This window comes from Paenibacillus haidiansis (assembly GCF_036553665.1).
GTDB classification, from domain to species: domain Bacteria; phylum Bacillota; class Bacilli; order Paenibacillales; family Paenibacillaceae; genus Fontibacillus; species Fontibacillus haidiansis.
In genome coordinates, this window is record NZ_JAZHPZ010000007.1 from 73,479 (window position 1) to 92,275 (window position 18,797).

Below are 18,797 nucleotides of genomic sequence, written 5' to 3' on the forward strand. Positions count from 1 at the left end.
AAGTTCCTCCTTTAATATCGCCTGCGGAGTTAGTTGTCGGATTCGGAACAAAGGAATAGTCCCGGCGCTCTTATTCTGCGCTTCACCCCAAGAAAGCAGCGCTTTGGCGAACCGGCCGTTAAGCGGCTGTTTCAAAGAATCGTCCCCCGCACCTGTTATGACAGGTTTTGGCTCATTCAATATATCACAATTTTGTAACCAGTAGATGATGCAAATGTTGCCAAAATCTATAAAACAGCGGTATATCAGCATTTTTTGGTTATGATATTGATTACAAATTCGTAAAAATAAAAAAACCGCCGGCGTATTCGCCGAGCGGTTACAGGCTTTATAAAGATGTGGTTACAGCACCTTGCTGAGGAAGTCCTGAGTGCGTTGATTTTGTGGAGAATTAAACACCTGCTGCGGGGTGCCCTGCTCCATAATCACGCCTTGGTCCATGAACAGAATCCGGTCCCCCACCTCGCGGGCGAAGCCCATTTCATGGGTGACGATCACCATCGTCATTCCTTTATCGGCCAGGCTCTTCATGACCTCCAGCACCTCGCCGACCATTTCCGGGTCAAGCGCCGAGGTCGGTTCGTCAAACAGCATGACATGCGGCTCCATCGCGAGCGCACGGGCAATGGCGATCCGCTGCTTCTGTCCGCCGGACAATTGCGAAGGGTAGGCGTCGCGCTTGTCCGCCAGGCCCACCGTTTGCAAAAGATCCATTGCGATCGCTTCGGCTTTGGCCTTATCCATTTTTTTGACGCGGATCGGAGCCATCGTAATATTGTCGATCACGGATTTGTGCGGAAACAGGTTGAACTGCTGGAACACCATGCCCATCTTCTCGCGCGTCTTATTGATATTGTGGCGCTTGTCGGTGATGGATTCGCCTTCAAAGGTAACTTCCCCTTCCGTCGGCTCCTCCAGCAAGTTCAGGCAGCGCAGAAACGTACTCTTCCCCGAGCCGCTCGGGCCGATGATTACGACGACCTCACCCTTGGAAATCTCCAGATCGATGCCTTTCAAAATATGCAATTGTCCGAATTTTTTGTGCAAATTTTTAACGGTGATCACTGGCCTTCAACTTCCTTTCGAACAGACCCAGAATACGGGACAATGTAAATGTCAAAATAAAGTAGATTACCGCAACGATCAAGTATGGCGTCATTCCGTCATACGTAATGCCGACGACGGCCCCGGATTGGAACATCAGCTCCGTGATGCCGATAAAGGACACGATCGACGATTCTTTGATAATCGTGACGAACTCGTTCCCGATCGCCGGGAGCACCGATTTGATCGCCTGCGGGATAATGATGAACCGCAGGGACATTCCGCGGGTCATGCCCAACGAACGTGCCGCTTCGCCTTGACCCCGGTCCACGCCCTGAATGCCGGCGCGGAAAATTTCCGCCAGATACGCCGAGCTGTTGATCGAGAGCGTAATCGCCCCGGACTGGATAGCGGAAAAATTAATGTCGAACGCTGTGGAAAACCCGTAGTGAATAATTAAGAGCTGAACCAGCATCGGCGTTCCGCGCAAAAATTCCACCCAGGCGTGGCCGATAAAACGCACGATCGCCCATGGGGTCATGCGCAGCAGCGCGACGATAAGACCGAGCACAAACCCGCACAGCACGCCGATCGCCGCCAGCAGCAGCGTGTACTGCACGCCAGTCAAAAAGTAGCCGCGGTACTCCCAAAACATCGAAAAAAGCTCCATGTACCAATCATTCCTCCTATTTTACCTCAAAACCTTTGACAAAAAAACAGAAAATAGCGAATCGGCTTCGCTATTTTCCGCTTAAATCAGGTTCCTTGCTTATTGCTCGGCGAGTTCGCTTGCTTCGGTGACGAACTTGTCGATCGACCCGTCTTCAATCAGACGGTCAAGCGTCGTATTTACCTGATCGAGCAACTCCGTGTTGCCTTTCTTCACGCCGACGACATAACCTTCGTCCTCCGTTACCGGTTTGGCGTCGGTGATCGTAATGCCGTCCACGTTCTTGACGAACGACTCGGCGACGGGACCTTCAATAATCGCCGCGTCCACGCGCCCCGTCTGCAGTTGCATGATAATATCGGAGATCTTGCCGAGCGACGTCAATTTGGCACCGGCGATCTCTTTGGCGATATCCTCTTGAATCGAGCTCTTCTGTACGCCGATCTTCACCCCTTCGAGCGATTCCATCGTGGCATACTTATCTTTATTCTCGGTGACGGTTACGACCGCCTGCTCCGCTTTATAATAAATTTTGGACAAGTCCACTTGCTCGGCCCGTTCCGGAGTCGGACTCAGTCCGGAAATGACCAGATCGATGCGGCCGCTTTCCAGTTCATTCAACAAGGAGTCGAACAACATATCCTTGATTTCCAGCTCCGCGCCCAAATCCTTGGCGATTTCTTTGGCGATTTCGACGTCGAAGCCGACGATTTCGCCTTTGCTGTCCCGGAACTCATAAGGCGGGAAGTCCGCGCTCAGGCCGAGAATCAGCTTTTTGCCGGCGCCGCCGTTCGAGCCCCCGTTATCGGCCGCTCCTTGATTTTCGGTCGCAGGCGCGTTGCCTCCGGCATTATTTTTGTTTTGTCCGCAAGCGGCAAGCACACTCGTGACCATAATTAGCGCTACAATCAAAATACCCCACTTTTTCATCTGTCTCTCTCCCGTCGGTATAAATATTGACCATCATTCGATTACTGGGCTAATTATAAAGCAAACTGTATATATATGCAAAGTCATTTTATACTAATTTTCCGCATTTCATCATTTATTCATATTTCCCAAGCCATATCCAACAGAATTTTAATGCAAATAAATGTAAATAAATGTGGCACTATTATTATGCGTTTCAATAACCCAAAGTATTAAGGTTGAAAATTGAAATGATTATTTTTCCATAAACGAACGCTTGCGGGGAAAGATTCATACAAGAATAAAGTGTGGGAATAATGGTTCATATCGGTTCTCATTTGGTTATTAATTAGCTAAAACTGCTTGTTTGTCAGGCTGACTATAGGAGGTGGCCCCATATGCTGTTGGAAGCACTATATCACGTCCCCCGGGATAAATGGGCCTATGCCTATGATTCCGAAACGATCCATTTGCGCGTACGGACCAAGCGCGACGATGTGAAGAATGTATATGCAATGACCGGGGACAAATACGATTGGAATGGCACTTATCAGGAAATCCCGATGGAAAAAGCGGCCCACGACCGGATGTTCGATTATTGGGAGGTGGCCGTCAAACCCCGTTTCAAGCGATTGTCCTATGCCTTCAAGCTGACCGCCGGAACGGAAACGGTATATATGCTGGATACGGGGATTCAGCACGAAGCCCCGACTCCGCCGGGAGAACTATATGAATTTTCGTATATTCATGAGATCGATGTGATCAAAGTACCGGAATGGGCCAAGAAAGCGGTATTTTATCAAATCATGCCCGAGCGCTTCGCGAACGGCGATTCCGCCAACGACCCGGAGAAAATCGAGCCTTGGGGGAATCCGCCCACGAGGGACAATTTCTTCGGCGGCGATTTACAGGGCGTTTTGGATCACCTGGACGATTTATGCGATCTGGGCATTAATGCGATTTATTTTACTCCGCTCTTCGTCTCCCCTTCCAACCACAAATACGATACCGTCGATTATAAGCAAGTCGATCCCCATTTCGGAGACAACGAGCTGCTGAAACGGGTTGTGAAAGAATGCCACGCGCGCGGAATCCGCGTTGTGCTTGATGCCGTGTTCAATCATTGCGGCGAGCATTTCCCGCCGTTTCAGGATGTGCTGAAGAACGGCAAAAATTCCAAATATGCCGACTGGTTCCATATCAACGAATTTCCCGCCCAAATCAAAAACGGGATCCCGACATACGACACCTTCGGCTTCTTCGGCAATATGCCGAAATTCAATACGGCCAATCCCGAGGTCAAGGAATATTTGCTCGGCGTGGCCGAATACTGGATTCGCGAAATCAAGCTTGACGGCTGGCGTCTCGATGTCGCCAACGAAATCGATCATCATTTCTGGCGTGACTTCCGGCAGGTGGTCAAAGGGGCCAATCCGGACGCCTATATTATCGGCGAGGTCTGGAGCGACTCGTTGACCTGGCTGCTCGGCGACCAGTTCGATTCGGTCATGAACTATCCGTTTGCCGACAAGGTGCTGGAGTTTTTCAACGGCGGGATGGACGGCTACAATTTCTCCAATGAAATGGGCTCGTTGATTATGCGCTATCCGCAGCAAACCAACGAGGTCATATTCAATATGCTCTGCAGCCACGATACGCCGCGTCTGCTGACCCGGGTCGGCGGCGACAAGCGCAAGCTGAAGCTGTGCGCCGTCTTTCTGTTTACGTATATCGGGACGCCGTGCATCTTCTACGGGGATGAGGTCGGACTCACCGGCGGCGGCGATCCCGATTGCCGGAAATGTATGGAGTGGGATCCCAAGAAGCAGGACCGGGAGCTATATGATTTCTATAAAATGATGATCAATCTGCGGAAGAAACATGGCGCATTAAGGCACGGTCGGTTCCGGTTTCTGCAGGCGAACGCCAATGATCCATGCATCGTTTACGAACGTATGGATGAACGTATGCATTTTACCGTCTGGATGAACAATACCGGCAAACCGCGCACGCTTTCCCATCCGATGGAAACCGAGGACTGGCGCGACGCGCTTACCGAAGAACGCGTCAAACCGAAGGACGGCGTCATGCATATCGGCCTCGATCCTTACGGATTCCGCATTCTTTACCGCCAATTGAAATAGCGCTTTATGCCATAGCCGAAAACACCGCCGCGGGAAGCTTGATCCCGCGACGGTGTTTGTATTATGCGCCTTATGCTTGATGCGCGATGCGTTTATAAATGTCGATATACTGTTCTGCCGATTTGCTCCAGCTGTAATCGCCCGCAAAAGCGCTGGCGGTAATTTTCTTCCAATCCTCCGGCCGGCGATAAAACGATACGCCCCTGCGCAGTGTATGAAGCAGGTCATGGGCATTGTAATTGTGAAACGTAAACCCGTTCCCTTCGCCCGTAAACTCATTGTAGGCATGAACCGTATCGTTTAACCCTCCCGTTTCCCTCACGACCGGAATACTGCCGTAGCGGAGCGCCAGCAGCTGGCTTATCCCGCAGGGCTCAAAGCGCGACGGCATCAGAAACAGATCGCTGCCGGCATAGATGCGGCGGGATAACCCATCGCTGAATCTGATCTGCACCGACAGTTTCTCGGGATGGCGGTAAGCCGCTTCCTTGAACCAATCCTCGTAGGCCCGGTCCCCCGTGCCGAGCACGACAAACTGAACGTCGTCGAAATGCAGCCATTCATCCATGATCCGGATGACGAGATCGAGCCCTTTCGGCTCGACCAGTCGGGTAATCATTCCGACCAGGGGAATATCCGGCTTCACCGGCAGGCCCAGCTCGCGCTGCAGGTGAGCCTTGTTTTCGCGCTTCTTGGACAGGCTGCTCCGGTAAGTTACGGCCAGCTCCGGATCGGTGGCCGGGTTGTACAGCTTCACGTCGATCCCGTTGACGATTCCCGACAGCCGGTCGCCCAGCGAGCGAAGCAGACCGTCCAAACCGTAGCCGTAATGTTCCGTCCTGATCTCGTCGGCATAAGTCGGGCTGACGGTCGTCACATGGTCGGCAAACACCAGGCCGGCCTTCATAAAGCTGACGTTCCCGTTGTACTCCACCCCATCCGGCGTAAAGTAAGTATGCGGCAGCCCAAGCAGGTCTCCAAGCACTTCATAGGGGAATATCCCCTGGTACAGCAGATTATGAATCGTAAATACGGTTCGGATTCCGGCGTATTCCGGATTCTCCCGGTAATGCTCGCGCAGCAGCAGCGGAATCATCGCGGTGTGCCAGTCATGGCAATGCAGCACATCCGGCAAGAAATCGATCACTGGCAATATTTCAAGCACCGCCCGATTCAAATAGGCGAACCGTTCGCCGTCGTCCCAATAGCCGTATACGCCTTCCCGCTTCCCGAAATAATATTCATTATCGATAAAATAGACGGGAACCCCGTCCCAGACCAAATATTCGACGCCCCCGTATTGCCGGCGCCAGCCCACGGGCACCACCGCTTCGCCAAGATGCCGGAGCTGATCGGTATACGCGTTTGGAATATCCTTATATTTCGGCAGGACGACCCGGACATCGTGTCCCGCCTGCTTCAGTGCTTTAGGTAGGGCGCCAACGACATCGGCCAATCCGCCGGTTTTGATGAACGGTCCCACTTCGGCGGCCGCGAACAAAATTTTCATTTCTTCTTCCTCCTTTGCGGCGAGGATTTGGCCGCGTTTTTTTTCCAGATGGATATACTCAGCGGCGGCAGCGTAAGAGACAGGCTGTCTTTTTGGCCGTGGAAAGGCTGCTTCTCGCTCTTGACCGTCCTTGCGCGGGCCGATCCCTTTCCGCCGTATGCCGGGTGATCGCTGCTGAATATTTCCTCGTAATCCCCCGGCTTAGGCACGCCCATGCGGTAATTTTCCCGGGTGACCGGCTGGAAGTTGATGATGACGAGCAGCGTATCCTTGACTTTTTTTCCTTTGCGCAAATAACCTATTACGCTCTGCCCCGCATCGTCGGCATTGATCCACTCATAGCCCTCGAACGAATGATCCAGCTCCCACAGCGCCGGTTCCCGCAAATACAAATGATTCAGGGCCGCCGTATATTCCTGCATCGCCCGGTGCGAATCGTACTCCAGGAGGAACCAATCCAGCTCCGCCTGATCCCGCCATTCGATGAATTGCCCGAATTCACCGCCCATGAAGAGCAGTTTCTTGCCGGGCGAAGTGATCTGGTAGCCGAGCAGTACCCGGAGGCCGGCGAACTTCTCTTCATAGCTCCCCGGCATTTTATCCAGCAGCGATTTCTTGCCGTGGACCACCTCGTCATGGGACAGCGGAAGCGCAAAATTTTCCGCATACGCGTAACAGATCGGAAACGTCAGCAAATTGTGGCGTCCCGGCCGGTCCCAAAACGGCGTTTCCGCATAAGCGAGCGTGTCGTTCATCCAGCCCATGTTCCACTTATAATTGAAGCCGAGCCCTCCGTCATCCACCGGGGCCGTGACCAGCGGCCAGGCGCTGGACTCCTCCGCCATCATAAGCGTGTGCGGGTAATACCTGAACACCGCCTCGTTCAACTGCTGCAGGAAAGCGATCGCCTCGAGATTTTCGATCCCGCCCCGCTCATTCCGCGTATAGCTTCCCTCCGGCTTTTCAAAATCGAGCCGCAGCATACTTGTCACCGCATCGACGCGCAGGCCGTCGAAATGATATATATCGAGCCAGTAAATCGCGCTCGAAATCAGGAAAGACCTGACCTCCGGCTTGCCGAAGTCAAAGCTGAGCGTACCCCAACCGGGCTTCTCGGCCTTGGCCGGATCGCCGTACTCGAACAGCGGCGTACCGTCAAACCTGCGCAGACCGTGGGCGTCCTTCGTGAAATGCCCGGGAACCCAATCCAGCAAGACGCCGATTCCGGCCTGGTGGCAGCGGTCGATGAAATACATCAGATCCTTCGGTTCCCCGTAACGGCTGGTCGGCGCGAAGTATCCGGTAGTCTGGTAACCCCAGGATAAATCAAAAGGATGCTCGGTCAAGGGCATGATTTCAATATGGGTGTAGCCCATTTTTGCAACGTACGGAATTAGCAGGTCGGCCATTTCCCGGTACGTATACAAGCTTCCGTCCGCTTTCTGTCTCCAGGTGCCGAAATGCAGCTCATAAATGTTCAGCGGACGGTTGTAAGGAACTCGCTTTTTCCTTCTCCAATCGCCGTCATTCCAGGCATAGCCTTCCAGGGATTTCACCACTGACGCCGTCTTCGGCCGAACCTCGGCATGAAAGGCGTAAGGATCGGCCTTCAGGAATTTGCTGCCGTCCGGCCCGGTAATTTCGTACTTGTAAAAAATTCCTTCTTGTAACCCCGGGAAAAAGCGAGTCCAAATCCCCGATTCGGGTATCTTATATAATAAATCGTTCTCCCCGCTCCAATCGTTCCAATCGGCGGCGATGGAGACCCCGGAAGCGCCCGGAGCCCAAACCGTAAACCTGACGCCCGGCAGACCGTCTTCCTCGGTAATATGGGCGCCGAAGGTCCGGTAACTGTAATAAAGCGTTCCTTCATGGAATAAATAAATATCCGTCTCCGATATGGAGCCCGGTTTCAATGGATCAGACAATGGATCACCTGCTTTTTTATGTATAGTCCCACTTAAATATTTACCCAATTCTCCCCGAAACTGAACAGGAAAATAAAAAAATGAAAAAATTCATGTAATATTTTCGTCAGTTTTCCATAATTCTAGTTTCAACTACATTATATCTCGTTTATGTATGTACTACACAGACGATACCTTACGGGAGGGAAAACGAAATGAAGAAGAAAGACTGTATCGCAATGCTGCTGGCCGGTGGTGAGGGCCGACGATTGTCGCCGCTTACGTCCAAGCTGGCCAAACCCGCCGTTCCGTTTGGCGGGCATTACCGAATTATCGATTTTCCTCTCAGCAACTGCGTTAATTCCGGAATCGATACAATAGGTGTACTTACTCAATATGAAGCAGAGTCTCTGCATGAACATATCGGAGAAGGGGACGCATGGAGACTTCCGCGCTCGGAACACGGCGGCATTTCGCTGCTCCCTTCTTACGAAACCGGCGTGAAGGAATATGCAGGTACTGCTGACGCCATTTTCAAGAACATCGACTACGTGGACAGCCACGGGCCGGAAAATGTGTTGATCCTGTCCGGTGACCATATTTACCACATGGATTATCGCGATATGCTTAAATTCCATGTGTCGTCCGACGCTTCCGCGACGATCTCCGTCATGCCGGTGCCTTGGGAGGAAGCGCACCGCTTCGGGGTCATGTCTACGGACGAACAGTCCCGAATTACCGAATTCGCCGAGAAACCGGAAAATCCGGCGAGCAACCTGGCATCCATGGGGATTTATTTATTCAAATGGGATTTCCTCAAACGGCATTTAATCGAGGATGCTATGGACGAGAATTCCAGCCACGACTTCGGCAAGGACGTTATCCCGAAAATGCTGGCCGGGGAAAAACCGCTGCACGCCTATGAATTTAAAGGCTATTGGCGCGATGTCGGCACGGTGCAAAGCCTGTGGGAAGCCCATATGGACCTTCTGGCCAAAGATACCGACTGGAAGCTGATGAACGAAGCCTGGCCGATGTATACGCGAGAAGATCAGCGTACCAAACCGCGCCAACTGAAAAACCGCAGCGTGCAGATCAAGAGCTCTATGATTCACGACTGCTGCGAGCTCGAAGGGTATTCGGAGCGATCCGTCATTTTCGGCGGAACGGAGGTCGGCCGTTATTCCAAAATCAAGGACAGCGTAATCATGCCGAACGTCCGGATCGGGCGCGGCGTATCGATCGAACGGGCGATCATCGGCGAAGGCGCGATCATTCACGACGGCGCCGTAATCAAGGGAGCGGAAGGTGAAATCATGGTCGTCGGCCCTTATGAGACGGTGCATGCCAAACCGACCGTGCGCACGCAGCCGGCACGTCTGCTGAAGGAAGTATATGACACGGCCCGTTTACGCGCGGAAGGATTGTCGTCATAAACGGAAAATAAACAAGGGTGCCCGGCCGGAAAAGCTCCGGCCGGGCACCCTTGTTTACAATTCCCGATAAAGCTGATGATCCATTTCATACAAAACATACTGCCTGCCGTTCAATTGGCCTACTCCCCGCTTCTCCATTCCCAGCGCCTCATAATACGGGTTCAGCTTGCGGTTCTCGCTCCAGCAGTCGAATCTCAGGCCGCTGCGCCCCAATTCCCGGCTGCGTTTTGCGGCCCAGTATATGAATTCACGGCCAAGACCATGGCCCCGATAGGCCGGCCTCACGGTCAAGCGGTGCAAATAGCTGTAGCCCGCTTGATCCAGCGCCCCCCAATAATCGGGATCGCGATCCTGCAGCGTGAACAGGCCGACAGGGCCGTCTTTGCCCATAAACAAATAAATGTCCCGCTTCGCGAAATAAGACGCGATTTCTTCACCGGTAAACTGACCGGGATTCCATTGCTTAATCCCAACGGATTCCATCCAATTCGCGGCTTCGAGAAGCAGCTCGCGAACGAGCTCCGCGTCGGATTGCTCCGCGAGGTAAACCTCCAAAACACCGGCCTGCGTTTCGATGTTGTCGAGCTTTATGTTCATGCCAAGTCCCCATTTCCGTTGCCGTCCGCAAGCTGCGCTTCGTCCTCCGGTTCCGCCAGCGGCAGTTTGACCGCCACCGTCGTACCGACGCCAAGCTCGCTGTGTATGTCCATATCTCCGTGATGAAGCTCCACCAACTGCTGGGTGATGGCGAGTCCGAGGCCGGTTCCGCCCCCTTGATTATTCACTTGGAAGAAGCGGTCCTTCACCTTATTCAAATGCTCCTCGCTGATCCCGATCCCGGTATCGGTCACTTCCACGAGCACTTGGCCCGGCTCGGCCCGGCTGATCACCAGGTGAACCCAGCTGTTCTCGTGGGAGAACTTGATCGCGTTATCGACCAGATTCAAAAAGATTTGCTTCAACCGGTTGCCGTCTCCGACGACCGTGACCGGCTGCAGCGTTTTGTCGTCCAGTTTGATCTGAATGCCCCGCTGCTCCGCTTTCGCCCATACATTCAGCATCGTTTCCTGCAGCAGCTCCTTCAAGTTGACCCGCCCGATGACGAGCTTCATCTCGTTTTGCTGCAGCTTGGAGAAGTCGAGCATTTCCTCTACGAGCCCGATCAGCCGGTCGGTTTCTTTGGAGATAATCCCCATGCCGAGCTTCGTCTCTTCCGGGTCGAAGCCGCCCATCGTCAGCGTTTCGCTCCAGCCCTTGATGCCAGTCAGCGGTGTTCTGAGCTCATGGGAAATGGAAGAGATGAATTCGTCCTTGATCTGGTTGCTGCGCACGATCTCCTCCGCCATGTAATTCAGCGTTGACGCCAATTCGCCAAGCTCGTACTTGTAATCCCCCTTGATCCTGGCGTCGAATTTGCCCCTGGCCATCTGCGCAGACACGGCCCTGATATTGTTAATCGGCTTCACGATGGAATTGGCGAGCCCGATACTGAACAGGGTAACGAGCGCCAGTACGGCGAGGCAAACGGCCGTGGACAGCAGCGTCAGCTTCGTCAGATTGGAATTGACGGCTTCCAGCGAGGTGACGAACCTGACGATATACCTGTTCTCCCCCCGTACCTGCAGTGGCGTGGAAACGGCCATCACCATCTCTCCGGTCGACGTCTGCCGGCCGATCCATTTGCCGACCCCGCCCGCGGCCGCCTGCAGGACATCGCTCGTCTGGATCGCTTTATCCGCCTGGAACGCGTTACTGCTAGCCTTAACGTCGCCCTTCAGATTCAGGATCATCAGCTCCGTATTGTCGAGTTCAAACGTGCGGAGCATTTCCGTAAAGTAGTCGGGGTCCCGCTCCGCGCTCAGGCGGACGAATTTTTGAAAGAAGTCGGATGCCCAGGTCGAATGGGTATACATATGATTATATATTGTATCGTAATAATAAACCCGGATAGCCAGCGAGAAGATGATCTCGACCATGAACAGGGTTACGAATACGATGATAAAATAATTTAAAACGATTTGCCGGCCGATGCCTTTCTTGATCATTGTCCCTCGCCTTTCCACTTATAGCCGTGTCCCCACACGGTTTGCAGAAAAGCCGGCTCGGACGGATTGCTCTCGATCTTTTGCCGGAGTCTGCGGATATTTACGTCGACGATCTTCGGATCGCCCATATAATCCTTGCCCCATACGTGATCCAGCAGCAAGTCGCGGCTGAGCGGCGTGTTTTCCTGCTCCAGGAAGTACTGGATCAGGGAGAATTCCGTCGGGGTCAGCTCGATCAGACTGCCGTTCTTTTTGAACTGTTTCGAAATGAGGTCCAGCGTGAACGGACCGGACGTAAAGGAGACCTTGGCGCTGCTTTCCCGGTACACATTGACGCGGCGGAGCAGCGATTGGATGCGCGCGATCAGCTCGGTGGGGCTGAACGGCTTGCTGACGTGATCGTCCGCGCCGACGGACAGCGCATAGACTTTATCCTGCTCCTGCACTTTGGCGGTCAGAAAAATGATCCCGATCCGTTCGTTCGTCTCCCGGATCCGCCGGCACACCTCGAACCCGTCGATCCCCGGCACCATCACGTCGAGCAGCGCGATGTCGATGTCGGGGTGGGACTGCAGCTTGGCGAGCGCCTCGTTCCCGTCGATCGCTTCAATTACCTCAAAGCCGTTGCGCTTGAGATTAATGACCGTGAAGCTGCGGATGGATTCCTCGTCTTCCAATATCAAAACTTTACTCAATTTGCTCTCCTCCCTCGAATTGGTCAATCCTTATCCTTATCTCTTGATTTCTTTCTCGCCTTTATTGATCTCCAAATCGGTGTGGCTCAGGAAACCGATCACTTTATCATAGTCCCGGGCGAGCAGCTCCCAATCCCCTTTGTGCCGTTCCCATTCCGTCAAGGAGAAGAAGGCGATTTCCGCCACCGTTTTTCCGGAATCGATCGTGGTAAACCAGATATGCTCGTTCTGATCCGATTTCGGATCGATCGTGACATTCCCCCACCAGTCTTTCGGGAAATTGAAATAAAAGCGGCCCGCTAAATCCATATATTGCTGCATGACAAATTTCAGACCTTGATCTTCATCCCATTGGTAATAAGAAAATAGCGGGATATCGTCATACGACCGGTCTTCCCAGCCCTTCGGCTTTTCGGAACGCCCGACCTCAAGAATCCCGTCGCCGTCCGTGTCCCCGCTCAGAACAGGATAATTCTTGAACGTGGAGTCCTGGGAAGGAAGCAGATCGATCAATTTGCCTTCTTTCATCACGACCATATGGGAATAAGCGTAATGCGTGCCGAAGGAAGCGTCCAGAATGATGCCCTTCAGCTCCGGCGTAATGCTTCCGCTCACCACATTGTAGTATTCCTTGATCGGGTCGTCGAGCTGGATATGGCTCAGCTCCTGGAACGTTTCGCCGCCGTACTGATAAGTCGTGACCACCGCGTTCTGATCCCGTTTCAAATTGACGACCGTCAGATCGAGCCGGTCGTCCTGATTGAGATCGTCGATGAGGAAATCGTTGTAAGGCAGCGACAACAGGCTTTCGACCTCCGTCCCGTTGTACGAATAGACGGTCAACCCTTTTTGCGGGTCTTCTTCCCCGTTGGAGAAGCCGGTTATGATATCAAGATTGCCGTCTCCGGTAATGTCGCGGAGATCGAACGTCTCCAGCACCTGGCCCTCGCCGTCGAACCGCACTTGTACCGTCCAGGTGTCCTCCGTCCGCTCCAGAATCATCCCGTGAATCCGTACCGCTTCATCCGGTGTCTCATAGAAGACGATCGCCTCGTTTACACCGTCGTTATCGAGATCCGGCGTACGGATCGGGCTGATGTCGCTGACATCGCGGGGCCGGATGATCTGGGCTCCCTTGATCTCCGCGTTGATGACGCTGATCAGCGACTCCTTGTCCGAGGTCAGCTGCGGCGTCTCCATCAACGATTTCGGATCCTTGATAATATTGCAGCCGCTGAGCGTCATCAGCAGAAAGCCTCCAACGGCCGCGGTAATCCAGTTTTTGTGGAACAATTTCATCACTCTTTCTTTATACCAGGTCGACCGACCGCTTTTCCGCGGCGGTCAGCCGTCTGCCCGTGACATCGAGCTTAAGTTTCCCTTCTTCCAGTCCCCAAATTCGCGTGCAATAGCGCTCGGCGAGCTCAATCGGCAGCGCGGCGACGACCGTTTTGCCCTGCTCGGCGCACAGGGAGCGCAGCGTATTCAACACCCGTTCCGCGGAATGCGGATCCAAACCGACGACAGGTTCGTCCGCCGCGATGAAGTTCGCGCCGTGCACCAGCGCCCGGCAGATCGCCACACGCTGGCGTTCACCGCCGCTAAGCTTCCCCGCCTTGACATGCGCTTTGTCCAGCAGACCGAACTTCTCCAGCTCGTCCATCGCGCCCATATAATCGTCGGAACGGACCATGCCGGTGACACGCCGCAGCGCCGACGTCTGACCCGCTTGTCCGATCAGCACATTTTTCAGCGCGGTCTTATCGGGATACAGCGAGGGGTTCTGCTCCAAATAAGCGCATTGGGAACGGTATTTCTGCGAGCCTTTTCCCCCGCCGCGAATCACCATTTTGTCTTCCCAAGTATATTCTCCGGCACTCCACTTCTCGCGCAGCGCAAGGCAGCGAAGCAGCAAGCTCTTGCCGCTGCCGCTCGGCCCGACGACCCCGATCATCTCTCCCGGCTCAAACTGAACGCTGATGCCGCGCAGAGCTTCCTTTTTATTGCCATCCACCATTTTTGTCAAGTGGTCCACTTTTATCATCTGTCCGATTCTCCTTTTGACTGTTCCGTGCTCTATCTTTAAGTTTATTGGAAAAAGCGCTGAAAATCCATTACAGCATCTTCATATTTTGTCTGTAATAAATAAAGAAAATCGCAGGTGAACCCGGCGACTTTCCGCAAGATGACAATCATGTTAGTTTTTTGCAAACAATTGTTGTTTTTTGCCTACATCTATAAACATTATAGTAGACAATCTCCTCCCCAACAAGCCATAATGAATATGTATGCATTGACTTGTGGGAGGTTTAGTCATGTACTATGACGTTAAAATCGACGTTTCGCCGGTTTACGAGCTTCTGAGCAGCTTTATCATATACACGACCCGGAAATGGGTCAACAATTTGGATGTCGGCACGGAATGGATCGATTCCGTAGAAGCGCGATTCGGAGAGAAAGAGCGTCAAGCTTTTGCCGAAGCCGCAGAGCTGCCCTTCTCCGATTACGATCTGCTTTATGCGCTGGCAGTGGAGCAGAGACCGGACGCCACGATCGAAACCTATTTGCGCGACCTTGCCGAAGGCGAGGACGGCGAGCTTCTTCGCGAACTCAAAACCTACATTCCCGCTACGAATAGTGAGGATATCCCCCGGCTTAAGGGCTATGTTCCTTTACTGCGGATTTGGTATGAGACTTACTTCCGTCCTATCGAGGAGCAATACGTCGCTTTGCTGAAGGAGGATGCCGAGGAGAAGCGGGCGCTGATTCAGAAAATGGATCCCGACGCCCTGGTGGAATACGCGTCCGGCGGTTTGGTGCTGGAAGCCAGTCTGCCCATCGAAAAAGTGGTATTGACGCCTTCGATTCATTTCCGGCCGATTAATACATACTGTTTCTATGAAGGCGCCTTGCTGATCCAGTACCCGCTCGATCTGCCGGAGCTGGATGAAGACGAGCCGCCGATCTGCCTGCTTCGCCTCACCCGGGCCCTCGTCCAGCCCGAGCGCCTGCGCCTGCTCCGGTATGTCGCGGACCAGCCCAAATCGCTGCAGGATCTCGTGACCGATTTGCACGAATCCGAGGAACAGCTCATGCATCATCTGATGCGGCTGCGCGTGGCCGGATTGCTTCGCGTCCACCTGGTGGACCGCGACACCGAGAAATTCAGCATCCGTCCGGACGGCGCCGCCGAGCTGCAAATGTTTCTCGAATCCTATATCCGGCTGTAACATCCCAACAACTTGTTTTCGCCAAAGGAGTGACCCGCTTTGAATATGCCTTTGCGGCAGCAAATCATTTTCGATATGGACGATACGCTCGTCCATTGCAATATTTATTTTGATCAAATCCTCGACGAATTCGCCGAGCTGCTGGTGGATTGGCTAAGCGATTCCCGCATTACGGCCGATGAGATCCGGGCCAAGCAAATCGAGATCGATGTCGCCGGCGTGGAGCAAATCGGCTTTGTCAGCGCGCATTTTCCACAATCGCTGATCGATACTTACCGCTATTTTTACCGGCTGCTCGGCAAAGAGCCGAATCTCGCCGAAGAGGACAAGCTGATGAAGCTGGGGATGAGCGTTTATGAACGCGAAGTGGAACCTTATCCGGGCATGGCCATGACCTTGAATCTGCTGCGCAGCCAGGGGCACGAGCTGTACTTGTACACCGGCGGCGAGACCATCATCCAGCAGCGCAAGATCGAGCAGATGCGGCTGGCCGATTATTTTCAGGACCGGATCTATATCCGCAGACACAAAAACATCGAAGCGCTGGAGCAAATTTTGACTTCGCGCACATTTGACCGGAAGAGCACCTGGATGATCGGCAACAGCCTGCGCACGGACATCGAGCCGGCCCTGACCGCGGGAATCAACGCGATTTATATCAAGCGTCCGAACGAATGGTCTTATAATATCGTGGATTTGAAAAAAACGACCGACACCTCGATGTATACCGTCTCTTCGCTGGAAGAGGTTCCCGGCATCATTGTCGAGAGTCTGACGATGAGCCGCGCCAAAAAGAAAACAGGCTCGGAGCGCTAACCAAATACGCAACAAAAACAAAACGGCAGCCGGACGGGTTCTACTCAAGTCCTTGGCTGCCGTTGTTTATGAAACCCCGTTCATCACACTTCCGCGCGCTGCACATCCAGCTTGCCGGTCGAACGGTCCGCGAGCGAAATCCGCGCTTTATAATCCCCTTCATCCCGTTTGAAGGTGAGCAATTGGGTCTGGCCCTTTTCCAGCAAAGTCTTCAGCATCGCATGGGAGATCTGTTTGCCCGAAAACTCCTTCCAGATCACGAAGCCGCAGCCCTGCTTGAAATGCGTACAGCCGTAGCCGCGCTTGCCTTCGATCAATTGGCCGCCGCAACCCTCGCGCGGGCACGGGGCGAGCGGCATCAGTCCGCCGCCGGAACCGGCGGAAGCCGGGCGCCGGGCCGCTTTGGCTTTGCCGTCGGTTCTCCCGCCGCCTTCCCCTGCCGCTTTGCCGCTCGCCTTTGCTCCCCGTTTGCGTCCGCCGCCCTTCTCGGCTTCGCCGGGCTCGAACAGCGAGGCATCCGCCTTCGGCTGCTTCCGCACCTTGTCGATGATGGACACGGTAAACCGCTTGACGTTCTCCATAAACTTCTCGCGTTCGGCTTCACCCTTGGAAATTTGGTGCAGCCGCCGCTCCCATGCCCCCGTCATCTCCGGCGAGGTCAAGAGTTCGACCCCGGCATGCCGGATCAATTCGACCGCGGTCCGGCCTTTCTGCGTCACCGTGATTTTCTTGCCCTGCATCGTGATGTAGCCGACCTTTTTCAACCGCTCGATGGTCGCCGCCCGGGTCGCCGGCGTTCCGAGCCCGGCGTCCTTCATCGCATCGCGCAGCTCCTCGTTCTCTAGCTGCTTGCCGGCGCTCTCCATCGCTTTTAGCAGCGTACCCTCGGTATAAGCCTTCGGCGGCTGAGTGGCCTTCTCCTTCGCCAGGGCATCCGTACAATTCACCGGAGCGTCCCGGTCGATCGAAAACGGCTCGCTCACCAGCTCCTCCGCTTCTTCCTCATCCTCCTGCTTCTTTGCGCGGCCGCCCGTTTTGCCGCCGCTGCCGTCATCGCCGGGCAGGCACACTTTCCAGCCCAGCGACAACAGCTCCTTGACGTTCGTCTTGAACGTTTCCGATTCCACTTCGGTCAGCAGTGTATGCTGCTTGTATTCCGCCGGAGGATAGAAATGGGACAGGAACCGGCGGACGACGAGATCATAGATGTGCTGCTCTTCTTTGCTCAGCGTGCCCGGCCGTCTTAAGGTCGGCAAGATCGCATGGTGATCCTCGACGCGCGACGGGTTGCACACCGCTTTGTTGCCGACGTGAACGATGCGCGGGTTGCCGCCCTCGGCCAAGTCCTTGTAAGGAGTCGACTTCAGCATATGCAGCGTTTTGTGCATCCCGTCGATGTTTTGCTCGGTGACATAATTGGAGCTTGTCCGCGGATAGGTAATGACCTTATGCTTCTCGTACAGCGCCTGGGCGATATCCAGCGTTTTCTTGGCCGAATATCCGTACTTCGCATTCGCTTCCCGCTGCAGCAGGGTCAAATCGTACAGCTTGTAAGGATACTCGCGGGTATCCTTGACTTCGTATTCCGCGATCCTCCCTGTTTTGCCCCGTACCTTATCCGCGATCGCGGCGGCTTTCTCCCCGTCGGTCAGCCGCTCGCCCTGCCAAGTTCCCGTGTATTTGCGGCCCTCCTGCTCGAAATCGGCCTTGACCTCGTAGTAGGTCAGCGAGTCGAAGTTTTCGATTTCCTTCTGGCGATCGTAGATCAGCGCAAGCACCGGGGTTTGCACCCGGCCGACCGAGAGCAGGGTCCGGTGCCTGGTGGTGAAGGCGCGGGAAGCGTTCATGCCGACGAGCCAATCGGCCTCGCTGCGCGCTCTGGCAGCCATGGTGAGATTCTCGAATTCCGAGCTGTCGTGCAGCCCGGCAAAGCCTTTGGCGATGCTCTCCGCCGTCAGGTCGGAAATCCACAGCCGCTTGACCGGCTGGGTCAATTTTAGCTGCTGCTGGATTAACGCAAATATGTACTGCCCCTCCCGCCCGGCGTCACAGGCATTCACGATCGCCTCGCAGCGCTTGGCCAGCTCTCCGATCGTTTTGAGCTGGTCCTTCGTTCTCGGGTTCGGCACGATTTTGAACTTCTCCGGCATGATCGGCAGATCGCCGAAGTTCCATTTTTTGTACTTTTCGTCGTAAGCATCGGGTTCGGCAAGGCCGAGCAGGTGGCCGATCGCCCACGTAATGATATAGCGCTCCCCCTCCAAATAAGACCGGTTATTTTTCGCCTTCGGCTCGATGACCGCGGCGATCGTCCGCCCCATATCCGGTTTCTCGGCGATTACGAGCGTTTTCATAGATTCAATGGCCCCGCTTTCTGGCTTTCTAGCTTCC

Annotated in this window: 15 protein-coding genes and 1 riboswitch; of the genes, 4 read left to right on the forward strand and 11 right to left on the reverse strand. The window is 54.1% G+C overall.

The genetic code is table 11. The features are described 5' to 3' along the window. Positions 1-3: 3 nt before the first annotated feature. A riboswitch (cyclic di-AMP (ydaO/yuaA leader) is annotated at positions 4-183 on the reverse strand. Positions 184-342: 159 nt separating this feature from the next. The 3 genes from V3851_RS15395 to V3851_RS15405 all read right to left on the reverse strand — a co-directional run bounded on the left by V3851_RS15395 (position 343) and on the right by V3851_RS15405 (position 2,644). Next, on the reverse strand, positions 343-1,065 hold the full coding sequence (locus V3851_RS15395) for an amino acid ABC transporter ATP-binding protein (protein WP_331847441.1): 723 nt from the start codon (positions 1,063-1,065) through the stop codon (positions 343-345). Continuing rightward, a complete protein-coding gene (locus V3851_RS15400) occupies positions 1,052-1,714 on the reverse strand; it encodes an amino acid ABC transporter permease (protein ID WP_331847442.1) in 663 nt (220 codons plus the stop codon). The genes V3851_RS15395 and V3851_RS15400 overlap by 14 nt, the downstream gene beginning before the upstream one ends. Positions 1,715-1,813: 99 nt before the next feature. Then, positions 1,814-2,644 carry a transporter substrate-binding domain-containing protein gene (locus V3851_RS15405; RefSeq protein WP_331847443.1) on the reverse strand — a complete coding sequence of 277 codons (831 nt, stop codon included), beginning with the start codon at positions 2,642-2,644 and terminating at the stop codon, positions 1,814-1,816. A 377-nt stretch (positions 2,645-3,021) separates the two neighbouring features. On the opposite strand from V3851_RS15405, the gene V3851_RS15410 reads away from it, so the two are divergent. Then, positions 3,022-4,767, forward strand: a complete 1,746-nt coding sequence (locus V3851_RS15410) for an alpha-glycosidase (RefSeq protein WP_331847444.1) — start codon at positions 3,022-3,024, stop codon at positions 4,765-4,767. Positions 4,768-4,837: 70 nt separating this feature from the next. Here the strand turns inward: V3851_RS15410 and glgA are convergent, their stop codons facing one another. Beyond that, entirely contained in the window at positions 4,838-6,277 is a 1,440-nt protein-coding gene (gene glgA, locus V3851_RS15415; RefSeq protein ID WP_331847445.1) for a glycogen synthase GlgA, read from the reverse strand. After that, positions 6,274-8,205: a 1,4-alpha-glucan branching protein GlgB gene (gene glgB / locus V3851_RS15420; protein ID WP_331847446.1), complete on the reverse strand. Its 1,932-nt coding sequence runs from the start codon at positions 8,203-8,205 to the stop codon at positions 6,274-6,276. Before glgB ends, glgA begins: the two co-directional genes overlap by 4 nt. A gap of 194 nt (positions 8,206-8,399) precedes the next feature. On the opposite strand from glgB, the gene V3851_RS15425 reads away from it, so the two are divergent. Further along, positions 8,400-9,620 (forward strand): glucose-1-phosphate adenylyltransferase, encoded by a 1,221-nt coding sequence (locus V3851_RS15425; protein ID WP_331847447.1) that lies wholly within the window; start codon positions 8,400-8,402, stop codon positions 9,618-9,620. Between the two features lie 54 nt (positions 9,621-9,674). On the opposite strand, the gene V3851_RS15430 is transcribed toward V3851_RS15425, so the two are convergent. Genes V3851_RS15430 through V3851_RS15450 form a run of 5 tightly spaced genes read right to left on the reverse strand, consistent with a single transcriptional unit; the run spans position 9,675 to position 14,404 of the window. Next, positions 9,675-10,217, reverse strand: coding sequence for a GNAT family N-acetyltransferase (locus tag V3851_RS15430; protein WP_331847448.1), 543 nt, complete (start codon positions 10,215-10,217; stop codon positions 9,675-9,677). Next, positions 10,214-11,665: a sensor histidine kinase gene (locus tag V3851_RS15435; RefSeq protein ID WP_331847449.1), complete on the reverse strand. Its 1,452-nt coding sequence runs from the start codon at positions 11,663-11,665 to the stop codon at positions 10,214-10,216. Before V3851_RS15435 ends, V3851_RS15430 begins: the two co-directional genes overlap by 4 nt. Beyond that, positions 11,662-12,360, reverse strand: a complete 699-nt coding sequence (locus V3851_RS15440) for a response regulator transcription factor (protein WP_331847450.1) — start codon at positions 12,358-12,360, stop codon at positions 11,662-11,664. Before V3851_RS15440 ends, V3851_RS15435 begins: the two co-directional genes overlap by 4 nt. A gap of 36 nt (positions 12,361-12,396) precedes the next feature. Then, positions 12,397-13,659 (reverse strand): hypothetical protein, encoded by a 1,263-nt coding sequence (locus tag V3851_RS15445; RefSeq protein WP_331847451.1) that lies wholly within the window; start codon positions 13,657-13,659, stop codon positions 12,397-12,399. Positions 13,660-13,669: 10 nt separating this feature from the next. Beyond that, entirely contained in the window at positions 13,670-14,404 is a 735-nt protein-coding gene (locus V3851_RS15450; RefSeq protein WP_331847452.1) for a phosphonate ABC transporter ATP-binding protein, read from the reverse strand. Between the two features lie 271 nt (positions 14,405-14,675). On the opposite strand from V3851_RS15450, the gene V3851_RS15455 reads away from it, so the two are divergent. Continuing rightward, on the forward strand, positions 14,676-15,590 hold the full coding sequence (locus tag V3851_RS15455; RefSeq protein ID WP_331847453.1) for an ArsR/SmtB family transcription factor: 915 nt from the start codon (positions 14,676-14,678) through the stop codon (positions 15,588-15,590). Positions 15,591-15,629: 39 nt separating this feature from the next. After that, a complete protein-coding gene (locus V3851_RS15460; RefSeq protein ID WP_331847454.1) occupies positions 15,630-16,406 on the forward strand; it encodes an HAD family hydrolase in 777 nt (258 codons plus the stop codon). 83 nt (positions 16,407-16,489) lie between these two features. Here V3851_RS15460 and V3851_RS15465 read toward each other — a convergent pair whose 3' ends face one another. After that, on the reverse strand, positions 16,490-18,760 hold the full coding sequence (locus V3851_RS15465; RefSeq protein WP_331847455.1) for a type IA DNA topoisomerase: 2,271 nt from the start codon (positions 18,758-18,760) through the stop codon (positions 16,490-16,492). Between the last annotated feature and the right edge of the window lie 37 nt (positions 18,761-18,797).